This is a genomic window from Amycolatopsis ponsaeliensis (assembly GCF_030182635.1).
Lineage (GTDB): Bacteria > Actinomycetota > Actinomycetes > Mycobacteriales > Pseudonocardiaceae > Amycolatopsis > Amycolatopsis ponsaeliensis.
Genome location: NZ_JAPZLD010000081.1, coordinates 1 through 21,968, shown reverse-complemented (window position 1 = coordinate 21,968; position 21,968 = coordinate 1). Strand labels below are relative to the sequence as shown.

At 71.5% G+C, this 21,968-nt stretch carries 24 protein-coding genes; 9 read left to right on the top strand and 15 right to left on the bottom strand.

Going from position 1 to position 21,968, the window contains the following annotated elements; all coding sequences use genetic code 11:
- The first annotated feature begins 49 nt into the window (after positions 1-49).
- Together QQ657_RS53705 and QQ657_RS53700 are read left to right on the top strand one after the other, a co-directional pair.
- Positions 50-799, top strand: a complete 750-nt coding sequence (locus QQ657_RS53705; RefSeq protein WP_284750223.1) for a PhzF family phenazine biosynthesis protein — start codon at positions 50-52, stop codon at positions 797-799.
- A complete protein-coding gene (locus QQ657_RS53700) occupies positions 799-1,173 on the top strand; it encodes a YccF domain-containing protein (protein ID WP_284750222.1) in 375 nt (124 codons plus the stop codon). Before QQ657_RS53705 ends, QQ657_RS53700 begins: the two co-directional genes overlap by 1 nt.
- On the opposite strand, the gene QQ657_RS53695 is transcribed toward QQ657_RS53700, so the two are convergent.
- Together QQ657_RS53695 and QQ657_RS53690 are read right to left on the bottom strand one after the other, a co-directional pair.
- Entirely contained in the window at positions 1,170-1,970 is an 801-nt protein-coding gene (locus tag QQ657_RS53695; RefSeq protein ID WP_284750221.1) for a metallophosphoesterase, read from the bottom strand. The two genes, QQ657_RS53700 and QQ657_RS53695, sit on opposite strands and share 4 nt — an antisense overlap.
- Before the next feature lie 37 nt (positions 1,971-2,007).
- Positions 2,008-2,802: an HAD-IIA family hydrolase gene (locus tag QQ657_RS53690; RefSeq protein ID WP_284750220.1), complete on the bottom strand. Its 795-nt coding sequence runs from the start codon at positions 2,800-2,802 to the stop codon at positions 2,008-2,010.
- Positions 2,803-2,993: 191 nt separating this feature from the next.
- On the opposite strand from QQ657_RS53690, the gene QQ657_RS53685 reads away from it, so the two are divergent.
- Positions 2,994-4,763, top strand: a complete 1,770-nt coding sequence (locus QQ657_RS53685; protein WP_284750219.1) for a multicopper oxidase domain-containing protein — start codon at positions 2,994-2,996, stop codon at positions 4,761-4,763.
- A 65-nt stretch (positions 4,764-4,828) separates the two neighbouring features.
- Here QQ657_RS53685 and QQ657_RS53680 read toward each other — a convergent pair whose 3' ends face one another.
- Genes QQ657_RS53680 through QQ657_RS53660 form a run of 5 tightly spaced genes read right to left on the bottom strand, consistent with a single transcriptional unit; the run spans position 4,829 to position 8,442 of the window.
- Complete coding sequence (locus tag QQ657_RS53680; RefSeq protein WP_284750218.1) at positions 4,829-5,896, bottom strand: sulfate/molybdate ABC transporter ATP-binding protein; 1,068 nt, start codon at positions 5,894-5,896, stop codon at positions 4,829-4,831.
- On the bottom strand, positions 5,893-6,660 hold the full coding sequence (locus QQ657_RS53675; protein ID WP_284750217.1) for an ABC transporter permease: 768 nt from the start codon (positions 6,658-6,660) through the stop codon (positions 5,893-5,895). The genes QQ657_RS53680 and QQ657_RS53675 overlap by 4 nt, the downstream gene beginning before the upstream one ends.
- 58 nt (positions 6,661-6,718) lie before the next feature.
- Complete coding sequence (gene modA, locus QQ657_RS53670) at positions 6,719-7,528, bottom strand: molybdate ABC transporter substrate-binding protein (RefSeq protein ID WP_284750216.1); 810 nt, start codon at positions 7,526-7,528, stop codon at positions 6,719-6,721.
- On the bottom strand, positions 7,525-7,929 hold the full coding sequence (locus tag QQ657_RS53665) for a TOBE domain-containing protein (RefSeq protein ID WP_086675206.1): 405 nt from the start codon (positions 7,927-7,929) through the stop codon (positions 7,525-7,527). Before QQ657_RS53665 ends, modA begins: the two co-directional genes overlap by 4 nt.
- Positions 7,930-7,962: 33 nt before the next feature.
- Positions 7,963-8,442, bottom strand: coding sequence for a MarR family winged helix-turn-helix transcriptional regulator (locus tag QQ657_RS53660; RefSeq protein ID WP_284750215.1), 480 nt, complete (start codon positions 8,440-8,442; stop codon positions 7,963-7,965).
- A 150-nt stretch (positions 8,443-8,592) separates the two neighbouring features.
- On the opposite strand from QQ657_RS53660, the gene moaA reads away from it, so the two are divergent.
- The 3 genes from moaA (at position 8,593) to QQ657_RS53645 (ending at position 11,452) form a co-directional block, all read left to right on the top strand.
- The gene (gene moaA / locus QQ657_RS53655; protein WP_284750214.1) at positions 8,593-9,600 is read left to right on the top strand and encodes a GTP 3',8-cyclase MoaA; all 1,008 of its coding nucleotides are present in this window, start codon (positions 8,593-8,595) and stop codon (positions 9,598-9,600) included.
- A gap of 1 nt (position 9,601) precedes the next feature.
- Positions 9,602-9,862, top strand: coding sequence for a MoaD/ThiS family protein (locus tag QQ657_RS53650; protein WP_284750213.1), 261 nt, complete (start codon positions 9,602-9,604; stop codon positions 9,860-9,862).
- 960 nt (positions 9,863-10,822) lie between these two features.
- Entirely contained in the window at positions 10,823-11,452 is a 630-nt protein-coding gene (locus tag QQ657_RS53645; protein WP_284750212.1) for a LysM peptidoglycan-binding domain-containing protein, read from the top strand.
- 370 nt (positions 11,453-11,822) lie between these two features.
- On the opposite strand, the gene QQ657_RS53640 is transcribed toward QQ657_RS53645, so the two are convergent.
- Entirely contained in the window at positions 11,823-12,278 is a 456-nt protein-coding gene (locus QQ657_RS53640; protein WP_284750211.1) for a MarR family transcriptional regulator, read from the bottom strand.
- Positions 12,279-12,331: 53 nt separating this feature from the next.
- Between QQ657_RS53640 and QQ657_RS53635 the strand changes: the two genes are divergently transcribed.
- On the top strand, positions 12,332-12,694 hold the full coding sequence (locus tag QQ657_RS53635) for a deazaflavin-dependent nitroreductase (RefSeq protein WP_284750210.1): 363 nt from the start codon (positions 12,332-12,334) through the stop codon (positions 12,692-12,694).
- On the opposite strand, the gene QQ657_RS53630 is transcribed toward QQ657_RS53635, so the two are convergent.
- From QQ657_RS53630 to QQ657_RS53610, 5 genes are all read right to left on the bottom strand, one after another.
- A complete protein-coding gene (locus tag QQ657_RS53630; RefSeq protein WP_284750209.1) occupies positions 12,681-13,601 on the bottom strand; it encodes a molybdenum cofactor biosynthesis protein MoaE in 921 nt (306 codons plus the stop codon). The genes QQ657_RS53635 and QQ657_RS53630 overlap by 14 nt on opposite strands.
- Positions 13,598-14,068, bottom strand: coding sequence for a cyclic pyranopterin monophosphate synthase MoaC (moaC, locus tag QQ657_RS53625; protein ID WP_155540659.1), 471 nt, complete (start codon positions 14,066-14,068; stop codon positions 13,598-13,600). The genes QQ657_RS53630 and moaC overlap by 4 nt, the downstream gene beginning before the upstream one ends.
- Positions 14,069-14,117: 49 nt before the next feature.
- Entirely contained in the window at positions 14,118-15,608 is a 1,491-nt protein-coding gene (locus tag QQ657_RS53620) for an alpha/beta hydrolase (protein WP_284750208.1), read from the bottom strand.
- A 76-nt stretch (positions 15,609-15,684) separates the two neighbouring features.
- The gene (locus tag QQ657_RS53615; RefSeq protein WP_284750207.1) at positions 15,685-17,073 is read right to left on the bottom strand and encodes an NAD-dependent malic enzyme; all 1,389 of its coding nucleotides are present in this window, start codon (positions 17,071-17,073) and stop codon (positions 15,685-15,687) included.
- 103 nt (positions 17,074-17,176) lie between these two features.
- Entirely contained in the window at positions 17,177-17,356 is a 180-nt protein-coding gene (locus QQ657_RS53610) for a hypothetical protein (protein ID WP_284750234.1), read from the bottom strand.
- Positions 17,357-17,444: 88 nt separating this feature from the next.
- Between QQ657_RS53610 and QQ657_RS53605 the strand changes: the two genes are divergently transcribed.
- A complete protein-coding gene (locus QQ657_RS53605) occupies positions 17,445-19,682 on the top strand; it encodes a helicase-associated domain-containing protein (protein WP_284750206.1) in 2,238 nt (745 codons plus the stop codon).
- 84 nt (positions 19,683-19,766) lie between these two features.
- Entirely contained in the window at positions 19,767-20,360 is a 594-nt protein-coding gene (locus tag QQ657_RS53600; RefSeq protein WP_284750205.1) for a hypothetical protein, read from the top strand.
- A gap of 43 nt (positions 20,361-20,403) precedes the next feature.
- Here QQ657_RS53600 and QQ657_RS53595 read toward each other — a convergent pair whose 3' ends face one another.
- A complete protein-coding gene (locus tag QQ657_RS53595) occupies positions 20,404-21,321 on the bottom strand; it encodes a DUF742 domain-containing protein (RefSeq protein WP_284750204.1) in 918 nt (305 codons plus the stop codon).
- Between the two features lie 6 nt (positions 21,322-21,327).
- The gene (locus tag QQ657_RS53590) at positions 21,328-21,744 is read right to left on the bottom strand and encodes a roadblock/LC7 domain-containing protein (protein WP_091390236.1); all 417 of its coding nucleotides are present in this window, start codon (positions 21,742-21,744) and stop codon (positions 21,328-21,330) included.
- Between the last annotated feature and the right edge of the window lie 224 nt (positions 21,745-21,968).

Genomic DNA, 21,968 nt, shown 5'->3' with positions numbered 1-21,968 from the left:
CTCCCTGAGAAAAGATCAACACGCCCAGGTCACGGGCTACATTGGGAGCATGCGCTTCTTCGTCGTCGATGCCTTCACCGACCGGGCCTTCGCCGGGAACTCCGCGGGGGTCGTCCTGCTGGACGAACCCGCCGACCCCACCTGGATGCAAGCCGTCGCCACCGAAATGAAGCACGCCGAGACCGCCTTCGTCGTCACCACGCAAACCGGCCCCAAGTCGCTCCGCTGGTTCACCCCGGCGGTCGAGGTCGCGTTGTGCGGCCACGCGACCGTCGCCGTCACCCACGTCCTCGGCGGCGAACAGACCTACACCACGAAGAGCGGTGAGCTGCGCGCCAAGGCCGACGGCGGCTGGGTCGAGCTGGACTTCCCGTCCGACCCGCCGACCCCGACCGATGACGACCTGTCCGGAATCCTTCCCGGTGTCGAGATCGAGTACGTCGGACGCGGTGTCGAGAACCTCTTCGCCGTCGTCCCGGACGCCGAAACGGTCAAAAACCTCGAACCCGACCTCGCGAAGCTCAAGACGACCTGGACCGGCCGCCTGCTGGTCACCGCGAAGGGCGACGACTACGTCAGCCGCTTCTTCGCGCCGGGCGTCGGCATCGACGAAGACCCGGTCACCGGCTCGGCGCACTGCATCCTGTCGCCGTACTGGTCCGAAAAACTCCAAAGCAAAGAACTGACCGGCCACCAGATCTCCGCCCGCGGCGGGATCGTCCGGACCCGCCAGGACGGCGACCGCGTCCACCTCGCCGGCCAGGCCGTCACCATCGTGAGTGGGGAGCTGCACGTCTGATGCGCACGCTGCTGAACATCATCTGGCTCGTCCTGTGCGGCTTCTGGATGGCCCTGGGCTACCTGCTCGCGGGCGTGATCTGCTGCGTCCTGATCGTCACGATCCCGTTCGGGCTGGCGTCGTTCCGGATCGCGAACTACGCGCTCTGGCCGTTCGGCCGCACGGTGGTCGAACGCCGCGACGCGGGCGCGGCGTCCTTCGTCGGCAACGTCATCTGGTTCCTCTTCGCCGGGCTCTGGCTGTCCATCGGCCACATCTTCACCGGCATCGCGCTGTGCATCACGATCATCGGCATCCCGCTGGGCGTGGCGAACTTCAAGATGATCCCGGTGTCCCTGATGCCGCTCGGCAAGGAGATCGTCGAGATCCCCTAGGACTCCGGCTCGTACGGCAGCTCCACCACGAGGCACGGCCCGCCGACGAACAGCCCGCCGTCGACGCCCAGTGCCTTCCCGCCCGCGTACAGGAACGGCCCCTCGATCTGCGTCGGGTGGATCCCGAGCTGGTCGGCGATGACGCTGTGCCCGTGCACGATCCGGGACCCGCCGAGGGCGTCCATCAGCTTCTGGGCGTTCTCCTCGCCGTCCGGGCCGCGGAACGCGTAGCGCGTCGTCATGCGGCGCCACACGTCCCACCACGCCTCGATGTCCGAGCCCGTCAGGATCTCGGCCGCCGCTTCGTTGATCTCCGGGACCGTCGACCCCCAGTCGAGGTACTCCAGCGTGTCCGAGTGCAGCAGCAGGTGGTCGGCCGCCACCGCCGCCAGCGGACGGGCCGCCAGCCACTCGATGTGCTCGGGCGTCAGCCGGTCCTGGTCCGACAGGAGCCCGCCGTTGATCTCCCAGCTGCGGGCGAAGCTGCGCGGGCCGAAGTCGGACGGCACCGGCTCGTCGCCGAAGTGGTACATCCCCAGGGCCAGGATCTCGTGGTTGCCCAGCAGCGTCTGCACCTGGCCGCCGGCCTCGGCGGCCTGCTCCTCCAGCCGCATGACCAGGTCGATCGCGCCGACGCCGTCCGGGCCGCGGTCGACGAAGTCGCCGAGGAACCACAGCTGGTCTTCTTCTCCCGACCAGTTGTCTTCGTCGTCGACCAGGCCTTCGGCGCGCAGTGCGGAGGCCAGTTCGTCACGGTGGCCGTGCACGTCGCCCACTACGTACGTGGACTTGCTCATCCGGTGACGATAAGCCCTAGACGCACCACGCCCGTCGTCAGCCTTCGCCGAACGGGTCCGTGGTTCGCCCGATCAGGTCGGCGATCGAGTCGAGCACCAGGGTGGGCCGATACGGATAGCGTTCGGCCGACTCCCGGGTGGAGATGCCGGTGAGCACCAGGATCGTCTGCAGCCCGGCCTCGATGCCCGAGTGCACGTCGGTGTCCATCCGGTCGCCGATCATCAGCGTCGACTCCGAGTGTGCACCCAATCGGCGCAACGCCGAGCGCATCATCAGCGGGTTCGGCTTGCCGACGTAGTACGGCGAGCGCCCGGTGGCCTTCTCGATCAGCGCCGCGACGGAACCGGTGGCGGGCATCGAGCCCTCGACGCTCGGGCCGGTCGCGTCCGGGTTGGTCGCGATGAACTTCGCGCCGCCCTCGATGAGCCGGATCGCGCGCGTGATCGCGCTGAAGCTGTACGTGCGGGTCTCGCCCAGCACGACGTAGTCCGGGTCGCGCTCGGTCAGCACGTAGCCGACCTCGTGCAGCGCCGTCGTGAGGCCCGCTTCGCCGATGACGTACGCCGAGCCGTTCGGCCGCTGCGACGAGAGGAACTTCGCGGTCGCCAGCGCCGAGGTCCAGATCGCCTCCTCCGGGATGTCGAGCCCGGTGCGCTCCAGCCGGGCCCGCAGGTCGCGCGGGGTGTAGATCGAGTTGTTGGTCAGCACCAGGAAGTCGATGCCGTTCGACTTCAGCTCGGCGAGGAACTCGTCGGCCCCGGGGACGAGGTGCTCCTCCTTGACCAGGACGCCGTCCATGTCGGAGAGATACGTCCACCGGCGATCGTTCATGCGCGGAACCTATCACGCGCGCGAGGCACCTGCGGCCCACCACGAAAACGGCTACAGTGGGAATTGCCGGTATCGCGAGGGGAGTCGCGTGCCCGGCCACCGAGGGGGTTCGGGGGAATTCTTTTCGACGTCACCGGAGTAATCGCCGGGGCGCAATTCGTCCTGCCCCCGAACGCGAAGGGGGAAACCACATGACCGACATCATCGAGCGCCCGGCCACGGCCGGGCCCATCACCGGGCCGAACTGGGGACTCACCAAGTTCCTCGACCCACTACCGGTTCCGCCGGCCCTGCGTGCCCGGAGCCGGGAAACGATCACCATTCCCATGGTGACCCACAAGCAGCGACTGCACTCGCAATTGCCCGAAAGTACATTATGGACGTACGCGGGCCATTTCCCGGGTCCGACCATCGAAGTGCGCAGCGGTAAGCAGCTGCGGATTTCGTGGTCGAACGAAATCGACGGCGAGTTCCCGTTGGTGGCCGTTCAGGGCCCGGTGACGGACGCCCCGACCAGCCGCCCGGGCCGCGAGCTGGACCGGCCCGGCTACTCGGTCGTCGAGGGCGTCGCCGACCTGCCGGCGTGGACCGTCGTGCACCTCCACGGCGCGCGCACCAACGCGGGCAACGACGGCTGGGCGCACAACGCGGGCCTCAAGGGCACGTCGCAGCTGGCCGAGTACCAGAACCGGCAGCCGGCGATGCCGCTCTGGTACCACGACCACGCCATGGCGATCACGCGCTTCAACGTCCACACCGGCCTGGCCGGGATGTACCTGATCCGCGACGACGAAGAGGACGCGCTCGACCTCCCGCACGGCGACCGCGAGCTCCCGCTGATCATCACCGACCGCAACCTGGACACCGACGCGACCGGCGCGCTCACCGGGCAGCTGCTGTTCAAGTTCCCGTACGTCCCGAACGGCCCGATGATCCCGTTCTCGGGGCCGTTCAACCTGGTCAACGGCGTGATCTGGCCACACCTGGACGTCGACGCGAAGTGGTACCGCTTCCGGCTGCTCAACGCGGCCAACTCGCGGTTCTACACGCTCAACCTGGTCGACGAGAACGACAAATCGGTGAACGACGCCGTCCGCCTGATCGGCACCGACGGCGGCCTGCTGCCCGCGCCCGCGACGCTGCCGGGCGGCGGCCTGACCGTCGCCCCGGCCGAACGCTTCGACGTCCTGATCGACTTCAGCCGCTTCAAGGGGCAGAAGCTCAGGCTGCGCAACGCCGACCCGCGGCTCGGCGGGATCGAGCCGGACCTCATGGAGTTCCGGGTCGACGGCCACGCGAAGCACGACTCCTTCTCCCTGCCGGAGAAGGTCTCGTCGTCCTACGCCCGGCTGGTGCACGGCACGACGCTGCCGGAGGACCACGACCACGTCTGGATCGCGCTGCTGCTCAACGCCGAGGGCCACCCGGAGATGTGGGACCTCGAACAGGTCGAGGCGGACCCGGGCGGCGAGGGGATCATCCAGGTCCAGGACCCGGCCGGCGGGCTCAAGACGTTCCGGATGATCGGGCGGCTCTTCGACGACACGACCGGCATCTTCATCGACCACGACCGGTGGGCGGTGTGGAACATCCTGCACGTCGCGAACGGCGGCCCGGCGCACCCGGTCCACATCCACCTGACGGAGTTCCAGGCGCTGTTCCGGCGGCGCTTCACCACGACGTTCGACCAGGCCTCGGAGCGGACGACGGCGCCGATCAGCGGGTTCACCGACGTCCCGCTGGAGAAGTACGAAGAGGGTTGGAAGGACACGATCATCGTGAACCCCGGCCAGTGGGTGAGCGTGGCCGGGCAGTTCGGCGGTGGCACCGGCGAGTTCATGTACCACTGCCACATCCTCGACCACGAGGACGAAGGCATGATGCGGCCGTTCGTCGTGCACCCGCCGGAGGTGGCGAAGTTCCACGTCCACCCGGGCGGCGGCCACCACCACGAGGGCTGACCCAGCAGGTCGTGAGTGAGAAACAGGGTTCTAGCCCTGTTTCTCACTCACGACCGGTCTTGGACTCAGGAGGCCGCGGCCGGGTGCACCGCCACGGTCGCGGCCTTCACCGACAGCGTCACCGCCGAGCCGAGCTCCAGCGCGAGCTCGGCCACGGCGGCCGGGGTGAGGTCGGCGGTCAGGCCGTGCGCCCAGCCGTCGCCCTCGGCCCGGACGCGGATCACCGGCCCGTGCGGCTCCAGGGCCGCGACGACGGCGTCGGCCGTGTTGCGCGGGCTCCCGCGGTGCTCGCCGTCGTGCGGGTAGACGGCGACGGCGTTCGGCGGGAACACCGCCACCGCGGGCTCCCCCGCGACGACGTCCGCCGCCGGGATGCCGGCCACCACCTCGCCCGACGGCGTCCGCAGGCCGTCGTCGACCGCGGTGCCGGCGACGAGGTTGAGCCCGGCGATCCGCGCGGTGAACGCCGTCCGCGGTGCCGAAAGGACTTCGCGGGTCGGGCCGCGTTCGACGATCCGGCCGTCGTTCATCACCGCGACGTGGTCGGCGAGCGCGAGCGCGTCCAGCGGGTCGTGCGTGACGAGCACTGTCGTCGGCCCGGTCTTGAGCACCCGCCGCAGCAGGCCGCGGATCGCCGGCGCGGCGTCGACGTCGAGCGCGGCGAACGGCTCGTCGAGCAGCAGCAGGTCCGGCTCGGCGGCGAGCGCCCTGGCGATCGCGACGCGCTGGGCCTGGCCGCCGGAGAGCTGCCCGGGCCGCCGGCCGGCGAGCGCGACGGCGTCCACTTCACCCAGCCAGTAGAAGGCGCGCTCCCGCGCGGCGCGGCGGCCGGCGCCGGTCGAGCGCGGCGAGAACGCGACGTTGTCGGCCGCGGACAGGTGCGGGAACAGCAGGGCGTCCTGGGAGAGCAGGCCGATCCCCCGCCGGTGCGGTGCCACGCCGGCCAGGGCGCGCCCGGCCACGGTGATCTCCGCCGACGTCGGCGTGATCAATCCGGCCAAGCAGCCCAGCACCGTCGACTTGCCCGAGCCGTTCGGGCCGAGCAGCGCGAGCACCGTCCCGGTGGGCACGTCGAGGTCAACGTCCAGCGAGAACGAGCCGCGGACGGCCTCGATCCGGGCGGTCAGGCTCACCGCAGCCCGCCTTCCCACGAACGCGGCCGCGCGACGGCGATGACGAGGACCGCCACGACGATGAGCAGCAAGGAAAGGGCGACGGCGCTGTCGATGTCCACTTCGGCCTGCGTGTAGACCTCGAGCGGCAGCGTGCGGGTGACGTCTTCGAGGCTGCCGGCGAAGGTGATCGTCGCGCCGAACTCGCCGAGCGCGCGGGCGAAGCTCAGGACGACGCCGGAGCCGAGCGCGGGCAGCAGCAGCGGCAGCGTGACGCGCCGGAAGACGGTCCACGGGCGCGCGCCGAGCGTCGCGGCGACCTGCTCGTAGCGGTCGCCGGCCCCGCGCAGCGCGCCTTCGAGGCTGACGACGAGGAACGGCATCGCGACGAACGTCTGCGCGATGACCACCGCGGTCGTGGTGAACGGCACCGACTCCCCGGTCAGCGTGGTGATCAGCATGCCGAGGAAGCCCTTGCGGCCGAGCAGGTAGAGGAGCGCGAGGCCGCCGACGACCGGCGGCAGCACCAGCGGCAGCAAGACGATCGAGCGCAACAGCCGGACGCCGCGGAACCGCGCCCGCGCGAGGACAACCGCCAGCGGCACACCGAGCAGCACACAGGCCAAAGTGGACAAGGCGGCCGTGATCAGCGACAGCCGCAGTGCGTGCCACGACGACGGCGAGACGATCAGCGACGGCAGCCGCGTCAGGTCCGAGCGCACCAGCAGCCCGACGACCGGCAGCACGACGAGGGCCAGCGCGAGAGTGGCCGGGATCGCGAGCACCCACGGGACGCGCGAACGGCCGGCCGGGACGGATCCCGGCCGGCCGCTCGCGAGACGCCTACTGCGCAGGGCCGAACCCGACCTTGCTCAGCTCGGTCTTGCCTTCGGTGCCGAGGACGAAGTCGTCGAACTCCTTGGCCAGCGCGCTCTGCCCGCCCTTGACCGCGGCGATCGGGTAGGTGTTGATCGCGCCGCTCGCCTCGGGGAAGTCGACCTTGTCGACCTTGCCCGCGGCCGAGGTGGCGTCGGTGACGTAGACCAGGCCCGCGTCGGCGTCCCCGGACTGGACCTTGTTCAGCACCTGCTTGACGTCCTGCTCTTCGCTCTTCGGCTTGAGCGTGACGCCGGTGGCGGTCTCCACCTTCTTGGTCGCCGAGCCGCACGGCACCTGCGGCGCGCAGGTGACCACGGTCAGGCCGGCCTTGTTCAGGTCCGCGAAGGACTTGATGCCCTTGGGGTTCCCGGGTGCGACCGCGATGGCCAGCTTGTTGGTGGCGAAGACCGTCGGCTGGCCGTCGATCACGCCGGCCTGGACGGCTTTGTCCATGTTGGCCTGGTCGGCCGAGGCGAAGACGTCGGCCTTCGCGCCGTTGGTCAGCTGCTGGACCAGGCCGGACGAGCCCGCGAAGCTGAACTTCACGGTGACGCCGGAGTGCGCGGCCTCGAACTGCTTGCCGAGCGCGGTGAACGACTCGGTGAGGGACGCGGCGGCGAACACGGTGAGCGTGCCGGTACCGGCGTCGCCGCTGCCCTTCGGCGCGGGCGCGCTGGCCGACGACCCGCCGGACTGCGTGCTGGGCTCGTCCGAGCTGCTGCACGCGCCCGCGAACAGGGCGACGGCCGCGACGGCCAGAGCAAGCTTCTTCATCGACTTCCTTCCGGTGTTTCCACGACGACAGTGGTGGCCTTGACCACCGCGACCGCGAGCACCCCCGGGCGCAGGCCCAGCTCGCGGACGGCTTCCGTACTCATCAGGGACACCACCCGGTGTGCCCCGCACTGCAGTTCCACCTGGGCCATCACCTTGTCGGCGATGACCTCGGTGACCAGCCCGACGAACCTGTTGCGGGCGGAGCGGCCGACGGTGGAGGGATCTTCGGGACCGGAGGCCTGGGCCCGGGCGAACCCCGCCAGCTGGGCGCCGTCGACGACCTTGCGGCCGGCGGCGTCGTCGGTCGCGGTCAGCTGCCCCGCGCGCACCCACCTCCGGACGGTGTCGTCACTGACGCCGAGCAGGCGCGCGGCCTCGGACAACCGAAATTGCGGCATGCCGCAGACATTATCTCCGCACTTGAGGAAAAGCTACGCGGGGCGGGAATTGTCCATGACTTCGGCGCGCACCTGTTCGAGGATGACATTCTGATAACGCTCGATGGCTTTTCGCTCGGCCGGGGAGAACTGCGCCAGCGTCTCGCGAAGGGTGTCGAAGGCCGACTGGAAGAGCGGCGCGAAGCGCGCTTCGGCCCCCGGGACGACCTCGACGAGGACCTTGCGGCGGTCCTCGGGATCGCGGACCCGGCGGACCAGGTCGACCTTCTCCAGCCGGTCGATGACCCCGGTCACGGCGCCGGTCGACAGGCCCGTCAGCTCGGCGATCCGGCCGGCGGTCAACGGTCCGCCCGATTGGATGACCAGGTCGAACGTCTTGTGGTCGGTCCCGGACAGACCCATCCGCTCGGCGATCCGGGCGTGCCGGAGGACGGTGAACGTGCTGCCTTGGCGACCCAATTCCGCGAAGCGGAACAGCTCCTCATCGGTGACCGGGTAAGTCTTTTCCGTCACAGGCCCTCGTTAGTTCGGCAACTGAACCACTCACTCCTCAAAGTATCCTAGCGATCGCGTCCGTTCGCACGTTCCGGAGCTAGGCTGGGCGTAATGACGGCAGTGGATCTCGGGTTTCCTCGCGTCCCCGGTACACGAGGGTCATCTCGCGTGCCCAGGCCCGAGAACCCGCAACTCATCGACACCTTCGGCCGGGTGGCCACCGATCTCCGGGTTTCCCTGACGGATCGGTGCAACCTGCGCTGCACCTACTGCATGCCCGCGGAGGGCCTCGACTGGATGCCGGGCGAGCAGGTGCTGTCCGACGACGAGCTGGTCCGCCTCATGCGGATCGCCGTCGAGCAGCTCGGCGTCACCGACATCCGGCTCACCGGCGGCGAACCGCTGCTGCGGGCGGGCCTCGAGGACATCGTCGCGCGGGTCACGGCGTTGTCGCCGCGGCCCCGGCTGTCCATGACCACCAACGGGATCGGGCTCGCCAAGCGCGCGGCCGGGCTCGCGGCGGCCGGGCTGAACCGGATCAACGTCTCGCTCGACACCGTCGACCCCGAGACGTTCGTGAAGATCACCCGGCGCGACCGGCTCTCGCACGTCGTGGCCGGGCTGGCCGCGGCGCGGGACGCCGGGATGACGCCGGTGAAGGTCAACGCCGTGCTGATCCGCGGGCTCAACGAGACCGAAGCCGTGCCGCTGCTGAAGTTCTGCCTCGCCGAGGGCTACCACCTGCGGTTCATCGAGCAGATGCCGCTGGACGCCCAGCACGGCTGGAACCGCGGCGAGATGATCACCGCGGCCGGGATCCTCGAGATGCTCGAGGCGGAGTTCACGCTGTCGCCGTTCCCGGTCGCCCGGGGCGGCGCGCCCGCCGAGCGCTGGCTGGTCGACGGCGGACCCGGCGACGTCGGCGTGATCGCGTCGGTGACCCGGCCGTTCTGCGCGGCGTGCGAGCGGACGCGGCTGACCGCGGATGGCGCGGTGCGCTCCTGCCTCTTCAGCAACGACGAAACGGATTTGCGCTCTCTCGCGCGCGCGGGCGCGCGCGATGAAGAGATTGCCGACGCCTGGCGCGCGACGATGTGGGGCAAGCTCGCGGGACACGAGATCAACGACGCCGGGTTCGCGCAGCCGATCCGGCCGATGAGCGCGATCGGCGGCTGAGATGTCGACTTTGACCATCGTGGTGCGGTACTTCGCCTCGGCGCGGGCCGCGGCGGGCGAAGAAGAGGAGAAGGTGCAGCTGCCGGCCGGCGCTCGCGTGTCGGACGCCGTGGCCGAGCTGCGCCGGCTCCACCCTGTGGGCTTGCCGCGAGTCCTGGACGCCGCCAGCTACCTGCTCGACGGCTTCGCGGTGCGAGACCTCGCCCGCCCGCTGGCGGACGGCGCCGAACTGGACGTCCTCCCGCCCTTCGCCGGCGGCTGACCCCGGCGTGTCGCCCCTCCAATCACACGTGATGCCCCTCCAATCACGCGTGATGCCCCCTCAATCACGTGTAATGCCCGCCTGACCACGGCCTGGGCAGCCGTGTCGTCCGTCCAGGCACGCGAACCGACCCTCTGAGTACGCGAGCCGACTCCTTGGGTACGCAAGCCGTCCGTCCGGGTACGCGCGTTCGTCCTCTCTATATATGCGCCGACCGTTCGGGTACGGCAGCCGACCGCTCGGCGAAGCCGCTGCCGGCTCCCGGCGTGGCGCGTCACCGGATCCGGGGTGTTCGCGAGAAGCTGATCGCGTCCCGCCGCAACGCCATCCGGTGACACGTTTCGCCTGGTCCGTCGCGGTGTGTTGACCCACCTGGACGTCGGCGCCGGCCGGAGTCGCTCCAGGTGTGACTCGAAACCCCACGAAGAGGTGGGACTGCTGTGACTCAAGGGGCACATGAGGCACAGTTGTCAAGTCTGGCGCACACTCGCGACCGGTCATAAGATGCGCGCTTCAATCGCGGACAGTGCGTCGCGAATGGGCCATTCGCTGCGCAAAACACGTGATGCAAGCCTCACGATCCGTGTTTTATCTCGACAAGGAAACGAGCAGATAACGGCCCGCTGACCTGCGCAAACGGTCGCATCGGCAGAGGTTGCGTGCTGTTACTGTGACGTAGGTCACGCCCCGAATAATTTCCGATCACGGCTCTCGTTACGTACCGTCGCTTTTCGGTTGGCCCCGACCAACCAGCACGACCGGGAATCCGTAGCGCCTAGCCCTGTCCGACGGATCCCCGGACCCATACCCCGAGCGAAAGCATTTCCGGACAGGGACGAGGGGACGACGAAGACGCGCCGTGCGTCGGATTCGCCTGCCGGTCTGAGACGGCCGGCGCCAGGACCCCGATCCTGACCCTCACCACAAGGTCGTAGGCGCTGGGAACCGAGATGCATTCAGATGTCTTACCGAGGCAAGCACCGCAAGATGTCCGCTGCCACCCGCACCGTCGCTCGCGTCGCCATCGCGGGCATTGCGGTCGGCGCGCCCCTCGCTATCGCCGCGACCCCCGCGTCGGCGACCAACTGGGACGCCGTCGCGCAGTGTGAGAGCAGCGGCAACTGGAACACCAACACCGGCAACGGCTACTACGGCGGCCTGCAGTTCTCGCAGAGCACGTGGAAGGCCTACGGCGGCACCGGCAGCGCGGCGAACGCTTCGCGCGAGCAGCAGATCGCCGTCGCCGAGCGCGTCCTGCAGGGTCAGGGCATCGGCGCGTGGCCGGTCTGCGGCAAGAAGGGCGGCGGTTCGTCGGCCCCCAAGGCCAGCACCGGCAAGACCACCACCAAGAAGTCCACGACGCCGAAGAAGACCACGGTCGCCCCGAAGCAGGCGGCGGCCCCGGCGGCGACCGGCGTGGCCAGCTCCAACCCGGCCGGTGACTACACCGTCGTGGCGGGCGACACCCTGTCCAAGATCGCCAAGCAGTTCAGCGTCGATGGCGGCTACAAGAAGCTGCAGGACCTGAACGCGAAGTACATCCCGAACGCGGACCTGATCCTCGTCGGGCAGAAGATCGCCACCAAGTGACGATCGCGCAGTGATGCGTAGGTCCGGCCTCGAGCCGTGACAGCACGAGCCCTCCACCGCCAATCCCCCGGGCGGTGGAGGGCTCGTGCGTATCCGGCGTGCGGCTGATGTCGTGCTGGACGTGCGGCTTGACGTAGGTCCACCGGACGCGCAGGCGCGTTGCCTGCCGGCCGCGCAACCGGCCGGCTCGCGCGAACGGCCGCTTGCGCGCCGCCGAAACTGACCGCGCCGCGCGGATCGTCCGTTACGAGGCATTCGCGCCACCGTCGCACGAGGCGCCGTCGCTACCGCCCTGAGCCGCCGTACGCGGGCTCCGGCCCCGCGCAGCCGTCAGGACGCCTGCTCGCCCGTCCGCCCGTCCTCGGGCCTCTCAGAGCGCGCGGATCCTCTCCGCCTCCCTCAGCTGCATCCGCTCGCCCCGGCGTAGCACCTCGACCACGAGCGTCAGCTGCTCCGCCGTGTAGTCCTCGAGGATCGCCCGGCCCGCGCGCTCGATCGGCGCGTAGATCTCCTCCAGCAGCTTCGCCGCCTCCGGGGTCAGCTCCACCACCGCCCGGCGGCGATCGTCCGTCGCCGTCCGGCGGGTCAGGTGCCCCGCGTGCGTCAACCGCTGGATCGCCGTCGTCGTCGCCGCCGGGCTCAAGCGAGCCTGCGTCGCCAACTGGCCCGCCGTCAGCGTTCCCGCTGCCGCGATCAGGCCGATGATCCGCAGGTCCGTCCGGTTCACCCCGAACGCCGACGCCGCGGCTTCGTCCACCACGTCGTTCGCCGCGCCGGAGGCCGCCGCGGCCTGGGTCGCCTCCGTGACCAGAGATTGCTTCGACACTCGAAAGAGTCTAGCGTGACGGCAAATACTTCGATAGTCGAAAGGATTGTGCCGTGGTGACCCGTCAAGCCCTGCCTCGCTGGCTCCGCCCCGCCAACCGGTTCGTCCGCCTGCTGACCCGGCTGGGACTGCGCCTCGGCACCATCCACGTCCTGACCGTCCCCGGCCGGCGGTCGGGCGCGCCGCGGCCCACTCCGGTCTCGCCGCTGACCGTCGACGGCCATCGCTACGTCATCGCCGGCGTTCCCAGGGCGATTGGGCGCAACGTCCGCGCCGCCGTCATGCGTGCCTTCCCGCGCGAGGTTCCGCACGGGGTGCCGATGTTCGTCCGGCTGGGCCTCGTCGCCGGCGGGAGCGAAGACGAGTTCGCCGCGGCCGCCGGGCGCGTCGCCGTCATCCGGATTACGGCGAGTTGACCCACTCGTCCGTGCCGTCGGTGAAGTGCTGGTGCTTCCAGACCGGCAGCCGCGCCTTCACCTCGTCCACCAGGTCCGAGCACGCCGAGAACGCCTGGCCGCGGTGCTCCGCCGCCACCGCGCACGCCAGCGCCACGTCGCCGATCGCCAGGTGACCGACGCGGTGGCTCACCGCCACCGCCCGGACGCCCACCCAGCGCGTGGCCAGCTCCGCGACGACGTCCGCGATCACCTGGCTCGCGCTCGGGTGACCCTCGTACGTCAGGTCGCGCACGCCCTTGCCGCCGTCGTGGTCGCGGACCACCCCGGCGAACGTCACCACCGCGCCCGCCGCGTCGTCCTCGACCAGGCGGGCGTGCTCCTCGACCGACAGCGCCTCCTCGGTCACCAGCGCCCGCGCGACGCGCACCGAAGGCGCGGCCGCGGCGGGACGCGGGTGGTCGCCGCCGGCCAGCTGGTCGACCGCGTGGTCCAGGATGCCGTCGAGCACTCCCAGGCCGTCCTTGACGCCGCCGCTGGAGCCCGGGAGGTTCACGACCAGGGTCCGCCCGGCCACGCCCGCGACCCCGCGCGAGAGCACCGCCGTCGGGACCTTCGGCAGCCCGGCCGCGCGGATCGCGTCCGCGACGCCCGGCAGCTCGTGGTCCAGGAGCGCGCGCGTGACGTCCGGGGTGCGGTCGGTCGGCGAGATGCCGGTGCCGCCGGTGGTGAGCACCACGGCGACGCCATCGGCGAGCGCGGCCCGCAGCGCGACGCCCACCGGGTCACCGTCCTCGACGACGACCGGCGCCGGCACGTCGTACCCGCGCCCGGCCAGCCAGGCGACGATCACCGGGCCCGTCTTGTCTTCGTAGACGCCCTTCGCGGCGCGGTTGGACGCCACGATCACGCGTGCGGTGCGCTTCACGGCCGCTCCCAGGTCCCGGTCTTGCCGCCGTCCTTGCGGAGCAGGCGGACGTCGTCCAGCGTCGCGGCCGGGTCGACGGCCTTGATCATGTCGTGCAGGGTGAGCCCGGCCACGGCCACGGCGGTCAGCGCTTCCATCTCGACGCCGGTGACGTCGGTGGTCTTCGCGGTCGCGCGGATCCCGACTTCGGCGTCGCCGAGGGTGAACTCGACCTTGACCCCGGACAGCGCGATCTGGTGGCACAGCGGGATCAGCTCGGGCACCCGCTTGGCGCCCATGATCCCGGCGATGCGGGCGGTGGCGAGGGCATCGCCCTTGGGGAGGCCGTCGGTGGCCAGCAGCCGGAGCACCTCGGCGGTGGTCCGCACGGTGCCGGCCGCGAGCGCGGTGCGCGCGGTGGCAGTCTTGCCGGAGACGTCGACCATCCGGGCGGCGCCGGTCTCGTCGACGTGGCTGAGTTCACTCACAAGCCGAGGCTACTTCCGGAGACGGCGAAGGGTGACGGCGCCACCGGCCTCAGAACAGGCGCACCCGCAACACCTCCGCCGCCGACGGTGCCTGGCGGGACGGCTCCGCCGCGCAAGCCAGGTCACGCGCGGGCCGCACCCCCGTCGTCAAGAACGTCGTCGCCGCGTTGTTCGCGCACGCGTTCGCTCCGAACACATACGTTCCGTGGCCGCCCTGGTCGGCGGTCACCATCCGCGCCCGGTCGCCGAATGCCCGCCTCAGCCGGCGGGCGCCCGTCAACGGCGTTGCCGGGTCGCGGAGGTTCTGGAGCATCAGCACGTCCGAGGGACCTCGGTCACCGATGCGGACCTGGGGCTCCGCCGGGTCGGACGGCCAGAACGCGCACGGCCAGATGTTGGCCGCGGCCGGGCCGAACATCGGGTGCTGGATGCGGTCGATCGCCACGTTCTTCTGGTACGTCCACACCGATTCCGGCCAGTCCGAGTCGCCGCAGACCACGTGCAGCTGGCTCGACAGCAGGTTGTCCAGATCCGGGACCGTGCCGCCCGGGGGCTGGGAAACCGGCGCCCCGATGTCGAGTGCGTGCCACGCCGAGGCCAGGTACGGGAGGGTCGCGTCGTTGTAGAACATCCCGAACGTGATCTGGCGGAACAGCTTGCCGTCGACGCCCTGCGAGTTCGGCCGCGCGTCCAGCCGCCGGGCGAGGTCGAAGTACTTCGCCTTCACCTCGGCGGGCGTCCGGCCGAGGTCGTACTCCTGGTGCGCGACCGCGAACGCCGCGAAGTCCGGGAAGCGGTCGTCGAAACCCTGGGCCAGCAACCGCGACGCGATGACGTCGAGGCCGCCCGGCGCCAGGTTGCTGTCCAGCACGATCCGGTCGCTGCGCTGCGGGAACAGCGTCGTGTACACCGCGCCGAGGTACGTACCGTAGGAAACCCCGTAGTACGACAGCTTCGGCTCGCCCAGCGCCGCGCGGATCCGGTCCATGTCGCGAGCCGTGTTCGCCGTGGTGATGTACGGCAGCATCGACGCCGTCCGCGACGCGCCGCACTGCCGCGCGACACCCTTCGCGTACTCGGCCTGCGCGGTGACGTCCGCCGGGCCGAGTGCGTACGGCGGGACGTTGCTCCGCCGCTGCGCCGGTGTCAGGTCGCACGTCACCGGCGTGCTGTGGCCGACGCCGCGCGGGTCGAACCCGATGACGTCGTAGGTGTCCAGCACGCTCTTCGGCCACCCGATCTGCGCCAGCGCAGCCGGCAGGTCCAGGCCCGGCCCGCCGGGACCGCCCGGGTTGGTCAGCAGCACGCCCCGGCGCTCGGCCGGGTTCGTGCTCGCCAGGCGCGAGATCACGACCTGGATCCGCGTCCCGTCCGGGTTCCGGTAGTCCAGCGGGACGTCGAGCGTCGCGCACTGCAGCCCCGGCGCCGTGACGTCCGCCGGGCAAGCACCCCACTCCAGCCCACCCGGCGCCGCCGAAGCCACGCCCGGCACGACGGACGCCGCGACCGCCAGCACCGCGGCCAAAAAGGTCTTCCGCATCACGAACTCCCCCCACGCGAGCCGAAAGTTCAGCGTAGGGGGACTTCGGTGCTCCCGGCTTCCGCCGGACGGACGATCAGCGCTCGGCGCGCACGGCCTTCCGCACGGCCTCGGCGACCGCCGGCGCCACGGCGCTGTCGAACACGCTCGGCACGATGAACGACGCGTTGAGCTTGCCGTTGTCGACGACGTCGGCGATCGCGTCGGCCGCGGCCAGCAGCATGGTGTCTTCGATGTTGTGCGCGTTCGCGTCGAGCAGGCCGCGGAAGACGCCCGGGAACGCCAGCACGTTGTTGATCTGGTTCGGGAAGTCGCTGCGGCCGGTCGCGACGACGGCGGCGTGCTGCTGCGCCTCGAGCGGGTCGATCTCCGGGTCCGGGTTCGCCAGCGCGAAGACAACGGCGTCGGACTTCATGGTCGCGACCTGCTCGGCGCCGAACAGGTTGGGCGCCGAGACGCCGATGAAGACGTCCGCGCCGACGAGCGCCTCGTGCAGGGTGCCGCTGACCTGCTCCTTGTTGGTGTGCGACGCGATCCAGGCGAGGTTGTCGTCGAGGTTGCCGCGCGCGGAGTGGACGATGCCGTCGATGTCCGCGGCCACGATGTCACCCGGGTTCTTGTGCAGCAGCAGCCGGATGATCGCCGAGCCGGCCGCGCCGACGCCGCTGACCACGATCTTGCAGTCCTCGATGTTCTTCTTGACCACGCGCAGGGCGTTGCGCAGCGCGGCGACGACCACGATCGCGGTGCCGTGCTGGTCGTCGTGGAACACCGGGATGTCCAGCTGCTCGCGCAGCCGCTTCTCGATCTCGAAGCAGCGCGGCGCGGCGATGTCCTCGAGGTTGATGCCCGCGTAGACCGGCGCGAGCGCCTTGACGATCATGATGATCTCTTCGGTGTCCTGGGTGTCCAGGCAGACCGGCCAGGCGTCGACGTCGGCGAACTTCTTGAACAGCGCCGCCTTGCCCTCCATCACCGGCAGCGCCGCGGCGGGGCCGATGTTGCCCAGGCCGAGCACGGCGGACCCGTCGGTGACCACCGCGACGGTGTTGCGCTTGATGGTCAGCCGCCGCGCGTCCTCGGGGTTCGCCGCGATCGCCTGGCAGACGCGCGCGACGCCCGGGGTGTAGGCGCGGGAGAGGTCGTCACGGTTGCGGAGCGCGACCTTGGGCGTGACCTCGATCTTGCCGCCGAGGTGGATCAGGAACGTCCGGTCGGAGACCTTGCGGACCTTGACGCCGGGCAGCGAGTCCAGCGTCTGGGTGATGTCGTTCGCGTGGTTCTCCGACAGCGCGTTGGCGCTGATGTCGACCACGATCGAGTCGGAGTGGGACTCGACGACGTCGAACGCGGTCAGCACGCCGCCGACGCGGCCGACGGCGGTGGTGAGGTCACCGGCCGCGCTGGACGAGGCCGGGGCCTCGACCCGGACGGTGATCGAATATCCGGGACCGGGAACCGGCATGGCTTACTCCCGCGTGGGAAAGGTGGGTTGGGACGGGAGCGAACCTACTCCCGTGACCGCCCTCACGAGGGCCCGATACCGGTACTGACCAGTAACAACAGGGTCAGCGGTTGATCTCGGTCTCGGGGTGCACGTAGGGCACCGTGTCGAGCGGGAAGGTGATGTCACCGAACGGCGACAGCGCGCCCTGGCGGTCCGACGACAGCTCGGTCACGGGGTGCTCGCCGTCCTCGCCCGGCCAGGTCGGGTCGATCCCCTTGTGCTTCTTCTCGCCCTTGGCCACAACGTCCTCCACAGCCGTGCTCGATTCTCGGGGACAGTCTGCCTGAGCCGAGGCGGCCTGTCGCAACCGCCCGGTATCCTGGCCTTCTATGCCCGCGACCTCCTTGGCGGACTGGCTGCGTGCAGAGTCCGACGCAGCCCTCGAAGAGCTGCTCCGCACTCGTCGCGACCTGTCGACGCCCCCGCCCTCCGACAGCACCGTGCTCGCCACCCGGGCCGGCACGCCGGGCTCGGTCGCGCGCGCCTGCGAAGACCTCGACACCGTCACCCTCGCCGTGCTCGAAGCGTGCCTGCTGGCCGGCGCCGACCGCGACCCGGTGCCGGTCGAGGACGTCGCGAAGCTGACCGGCACCGACATCGCCGAGCCGCTGGCCCGGCTACGCGCGCGGGTGCTGGCCTGGGGCCCGGACGACGCGCTGCGCGTGCCCCCCACGGTCCGGGACGCGCTCGGGCCGTTCCCGGCCGGGCTGGGCGCGTCGTCGCCGTCGCTCGCCGGCGAGGACCTCGACGCCCGGCTCGCGGAGCTGTCCGACGACGAGCGTGGCGTGCTGAACGCCCTCGCCGCCGGCCCGCCGATCGGCCGGACCCGCGATGCCGGGCACGACACGTCGCTCGAGAAGGCCAAGACGCCGGTGCAGAAGCTGCTCGCCCGCGGGCTGCTGCTGCGGCGTGACGACCAGACCGTCGAGCTCCCGCGCGAGCTCGGCGTCGCGGTCCGCGGCGGGGTCTTCGGCCCGGGCACGCTCACCGAACCCGAGCTGCCGCTGCACCCGCACCAGCCGTCCACTTTGGACGAGGCCGCGGCCGGTGAGGCGATGGAGTTCCTGCGCCACACCGAATCCCTGCTGCGTTCGTGGTCCGCGGCGCCGCCGCCGGTGCTCAAGTCCGGCGGCCTCGGCGTGCGCGAGCTGAAGAAGCTGGCCAAGGACCTCGAGATCGACGAGCCGCAGGCGATCCTGCTGGCCGAGCTCGCCGTGGGCGCCGGGCTCGTGGCCGACAGCGAGACGACCGCGCCCGAGTGGGTGCCGACGACGCTCACCGATTCGTGGCTCGCGTCGCCGACCGCGCAGCGGTGGATGACGCTGGCCCAGGCCTGGCTCGAGCTGCCGCGGCTGCCGGGGATGGCCGGCGGGCGCGACGCCAAGGACAAGCCGATCGCGCCGCTGTCGGAGGAGCTGCGCCGCCCGCTGGCGCCGGTCGCGCGGCGGCGGGTCCTGGCCGCGCTGGCCGACCTGCCCCGGGGCGCCGGGGTGAAGAGCGTCGACGAGCTCGTCGCGGTGCTGGCCTGGCGGGCCCCGCGACGCGGCGGGCGGCTGCGCGACGAGACCGTCCGCTGGACGATGTCCGAGGCGTCGGCGCTGGGGATCGCCGGGCTCGGCGGCCTCACCACGGCGACGCGGGCGCTGCTCGCCGAAGACCGGCCGGGCGCGGTCGAGTCGATCATGGACGCGCTGCCCGCGCCGGTGGACCACGTCCTGCTGCAGGCCGACCTGACAGTCGTCGCGCCCGGGCCCCTGGAACCGGAGCTGGCGGCGGAGATGTCCGCGGTGGCGAACGTCGAGTCGGCCGGCCACGCGACGGTCTACCGGATCACCGAGACGTCGGTCCGGCGCGCGCTGGACACCGGCCGCACGGCGGACGAGCTGCACGCGCTGTTCAAGAAGAAGTCGGCGACCCCGGTGCCGCAGTCGCTGAGCTACCTGGTCGACGACGTCGCCCGGCGGCACGGCCGGCTGCGCGGCGGCGTCGCGGCGTCCTTCCTGCGGTGCGACGACGAGGCGCTGCTGGCGGAGGTGCTGGCCCACCCGGTCTCGGCGGAGCACGACCTGCGGCTGATCGCGCCGACGGTCGTGATCAGCCCGGACCCGCTGCACGAGGTCCTCGCCGGCCTGCGCGCGGCCGGGTTCGCGCCGGCGGCGGAGGGCCCGGACGGCCGGGTCGTCGACATCCGGCCGGGCGGGCGCCGGCTGCCGGCGAAGGCCCGGGCCGCGCGGCGCAGCCCGGGCGAGCAGGCGGTGCTGACGTCCGACCAGGCGGCCCGGATCGTCTCCAACCTGCGGGCGGGCGACGCCGCGTCCGCGCGACGCCGGGGGTCCGCGGTGCGGGCGCCCGTCGGCGGCGGGGCGGACACGTCGGCGACGCTGGAGCTGCTTTCGCGGGCGACGCTGGAACGCCGTGAGGTCTGGATCGGGTTCGTCGACTCGCGCGGGACCGCCAGCCAGCGGGTCGTGCGGCCCGTGCGCGTCGGCGGCGGGATCCTCGAAGGCGACGACAACCAGCGGTACTCACTGCACCGGATCACCTCGGCCGCGCTGGTGGAGGAGTAACACCGGGTTCGGTGAATCGCCGACGAAATGCCTGCTCACGTGGTAAGCCTGGTTCGCCCGATCTTCGGAAACCTGGGAGGGACCATGAAGTGGGGAACGCGCGTGACCGCACTCGCGGCGGCGACCGTCGTCGGCGGGCTGGGGTTCGCCGGAGCGGCTGAGGCGATCGGACCGCCCGTCTACACGAAGTACGACGTCAACGGCACCACCCACGTGGCCAAGCCGAACGCCGACGTCACCCTCGGGCCGGGGATCTCGGAGCTGTTCACCAACATCGGGCCGTACTCGTTCTACGGCACGGTCAAGCTGCCGCCGGTGACGATCACCCGGGCCGTGCCGGGCGTGGGCACCGTCAGCGGCAAGCTCACCCTGGGGCTGGGCGACGTCACGGGACAGGCTTTCGGCGGCTTCACCGCCACCGCGAAGTGGCCGGTGAAGGTCTCGGACGTGACCGTGAACGGCGCACCGTACGACGTCGGCCCGGCGTGCGGCACCGCCGAGCCGGTCACCACCGAGCTCACGTCGGCCGACTGGCAGCTCGACAAGGGCGGCCACCTGACCTCGACGTACACGATCGGCGCGTTCGCGAACTGTGGGTCGGCGACGGCGCTCGTCAACTCGGCCGTGCCCGGTCCGGGCAACACGCTGGCGCTCGATTTCACCTGGCCGGCAGCCTGACGGCCGCGGGGCCGGGGACCACCTCGGCCCCGCCCGCCGGGGGCTAGAGCGCCCGCAGGCCGGCCAGGACCCGTTCCATGAACTCGCGGGACGAGCGGTCCCCGAGGATCAGCTCGGTCTGGTGGATCAGCACCAGCCCGATGTCGGCCATGTCGCCGACCAGCACCTTCACCACACCCAGCGGCAGCCGCAGGTGGGCGGCGATCTCCGCCACCGACCGCGTGTCCAGGCAGAGGTCGCAGATCCGGCGGTGCTCGACCGAGCGCACGCCGCGGTACCGGCGCCCGTCGTCGGACGTCGAGACCAGCGCCTCGAGCGCCAGGTTGTGGTCGGACCGCGTGCGGCCGCCGGTGCGCGTGTACGGGCGCACCCGGGAACCGACCGAAGCGGCCGGGGACGGGCTCAGGACGCGGGCCGCCGGCTCCTCCCACGGCTCCGGCCGCGGGATCCAGCGGGTCTCCGGGTCCGGCGGGGGCGTCCAGCCGGTCCGGGGGTCGATCGGCGGGGCCCACGAAGGCGGGGGCGCCGCCTGGGGTCTGGACACCGGCGGTCTCGGCGCCGGGGGCCGGGGCGCCGGAGGTGCCGGCGGGCGGGGCGGGGCCGGTTGCCGGAGCGGCGCCGGCGGACGAGGCGGGTGAGCGCCACGCGGAGGCGTCCACGCCGGCTCGAGCGGCGGGGGCTCCGGCTCGTACGTCTCGTCGTCCTGCCACTCCGGCTCGGCGGGGTCGTAGCTGCCGTCGTAGCCCTCGTCGAAGTCCGACGACGAACCCCACTCGCGGGTGTCCTCGTCGGTGTAGCCCTGCGGATCCGGCTGGGGCCGCGCCGGCTTGCGCTTGGGCATGATCGTCGACAGCGTCGACATGTCGAACTTGCTGGGCGAATCGAAACCCTCGCGCTCGGTACCGCGGTGCAGTGCGTCCCAGCCGCTGGAGTCCGGATCGTCGAATCCCGAAATCCTCATCGTTTCCTACCCACGCACGCCGCCCTGCAGCTGCGCGCGCAGCTCGGGGGTGATCTGCTGGCCGACCCGCTCGACGAGCAGGGTCATCTCGTACGCGACCGTGCCGATGTCGCACGTCGGCGCGGCCAGCACCGCCAGCGACGAACCGTCCGAAACGGACATCAGGAACAGGTAGCCGCGCTCCATCTCCACCACGGTCTGGTTGACACCACCCGCTTCGAAGCAGCGTGCGGCCCCGAACGTCAGGCTGATCAGCCCGGACGCGACCGCGGACAGCTGCTCGGCACGCTCCTGGGGCAGCCCTTCGGACGGCGCCAGGAGGAGCCCGTCGGCGGACACCAGAACGGCGTGCGCGGCGCCGGGTACCCGGCGCACGAAGTCCGTGATGAGCCAGCCGAACGAACCCTGGCCGGATGCCGTCACTACTGCCCCTCCTTGCTCCTGCGGCGCCGCACGCCGCACCCCGGAGTGGCCGGCACGGCCCACGCTCAAGCGTATTCGCCCCGCCGGCGGTGTCGAGTCGACCGCCGGCCGGCCGGGGGGCCCCCCCCCGGGGCGGGCGCCCCCGCCCCGCCCCCGCCCGGGGCGGGGGGGGGGGGCGGGGGGCACACCCCGGGCCGCGGGGGGGGGGGGGGCGCGGCGGGGCG

Bases quoted from the DNA above. Each gene is read 5' to 3' on its own strand.
- QQ657_RS53705 (WP_284750223.1), top strand. From the start codon at position 50: ATGCGCTTCTTCGTCGTCGATGCCTTCACCGACCGGGCCTTCGCCGGG.
- QQ657_RS53700 (WP_284750222.1), top strand. From the start codon at position 799: ATGCGCACGCTGCTGAACATCATCTGGCTCGTCCTGTGCGGCTTCTGG.
- QQ657_RS53695 (WP_284750221.1), bottom strand. From the start codon at position 1,970: ATGAGCAAGTCCACGTACGTAGTGGGCGACGTGCACGGCCACCGTGAC.
- QQ657_RS53690 (WP_284750220.1), bottom strand. From the start codon at position 2,802: ATGAACGATCGCCGGTGGACGTATCTCTCCGACATGGACGGCGTCCTG.
- QQ657_RS53685 (WP_284750219.1), top strand. From the start codon at position 2,994: ATGACCGACATCATCGAGCGCCCGGCCACGGCCGGGCCCATCACCGGG.
- modA (WP_284750216.1), bottom strand. From the start codon at position 7,528: ATGAAGAAGCTTGCTCTGGCCGTCGCGGCCGTCGCCCTGTTCGCGGGC.
- QQ657_RS53665 (WP_086675206.1), bottom strand. From the start codon at position 7,929: ATGCCGCAATTTCGGTTGTCCGAGGCCGCGCGCCTGCTCGGCGTCAGT.
- QQ657_RS53650 (WP_284750213.1), top strand. From the start codon at position 9,602: ATGTCGACTTTGACCATCGTGGTGCGGTACTTCGCCTCGGCGCGGGCC.
- QQ657_RS53645 (WP_284750212.1), top strand. From the start codon at position 10,823: ATGTCTTACCGAGGCAAGCACCGCAAGATGTCCGCTGCCACCCGCACC.
- QQ657_RS53620 (WP_284750208.1), bottom strand. From the start codon at position 15,608: ATGCGGAAGACCTTTTTGGCCGCGGTGCTGGCGGTCGCGGCGTCCGTC.
- QQ657_RS53615 (WP_284750207.1), bottom strand. From the start codon at position 17,073: ATGCCGGTTCCCGGTCCCGGATATTCGATCACCGTCCGGGTCGAGGCC.
- QQ657_RS53605 (WP_284750206.1), top strand. From the start codon at position 17,445: ATGCCCGCGACCTCCTTGGCGGACTGGCTGCGTGCAGAGTCCGACGCA.
- QQ657_RS53600 (WP_284750205.1), top strand. From the start codon at position 19,767: ATGAAGTGGGGAACGCGCGTGACCGCACTCGCGGCGGCGACCGTCGTC.
- QQ657_RS53595 (WP_284750204.1), bottom strand. From the start codon at position 21,321: ATGAGGATTTCGGGATTCGACGATCCGGACTCCAGCGGCTGGGACGCA.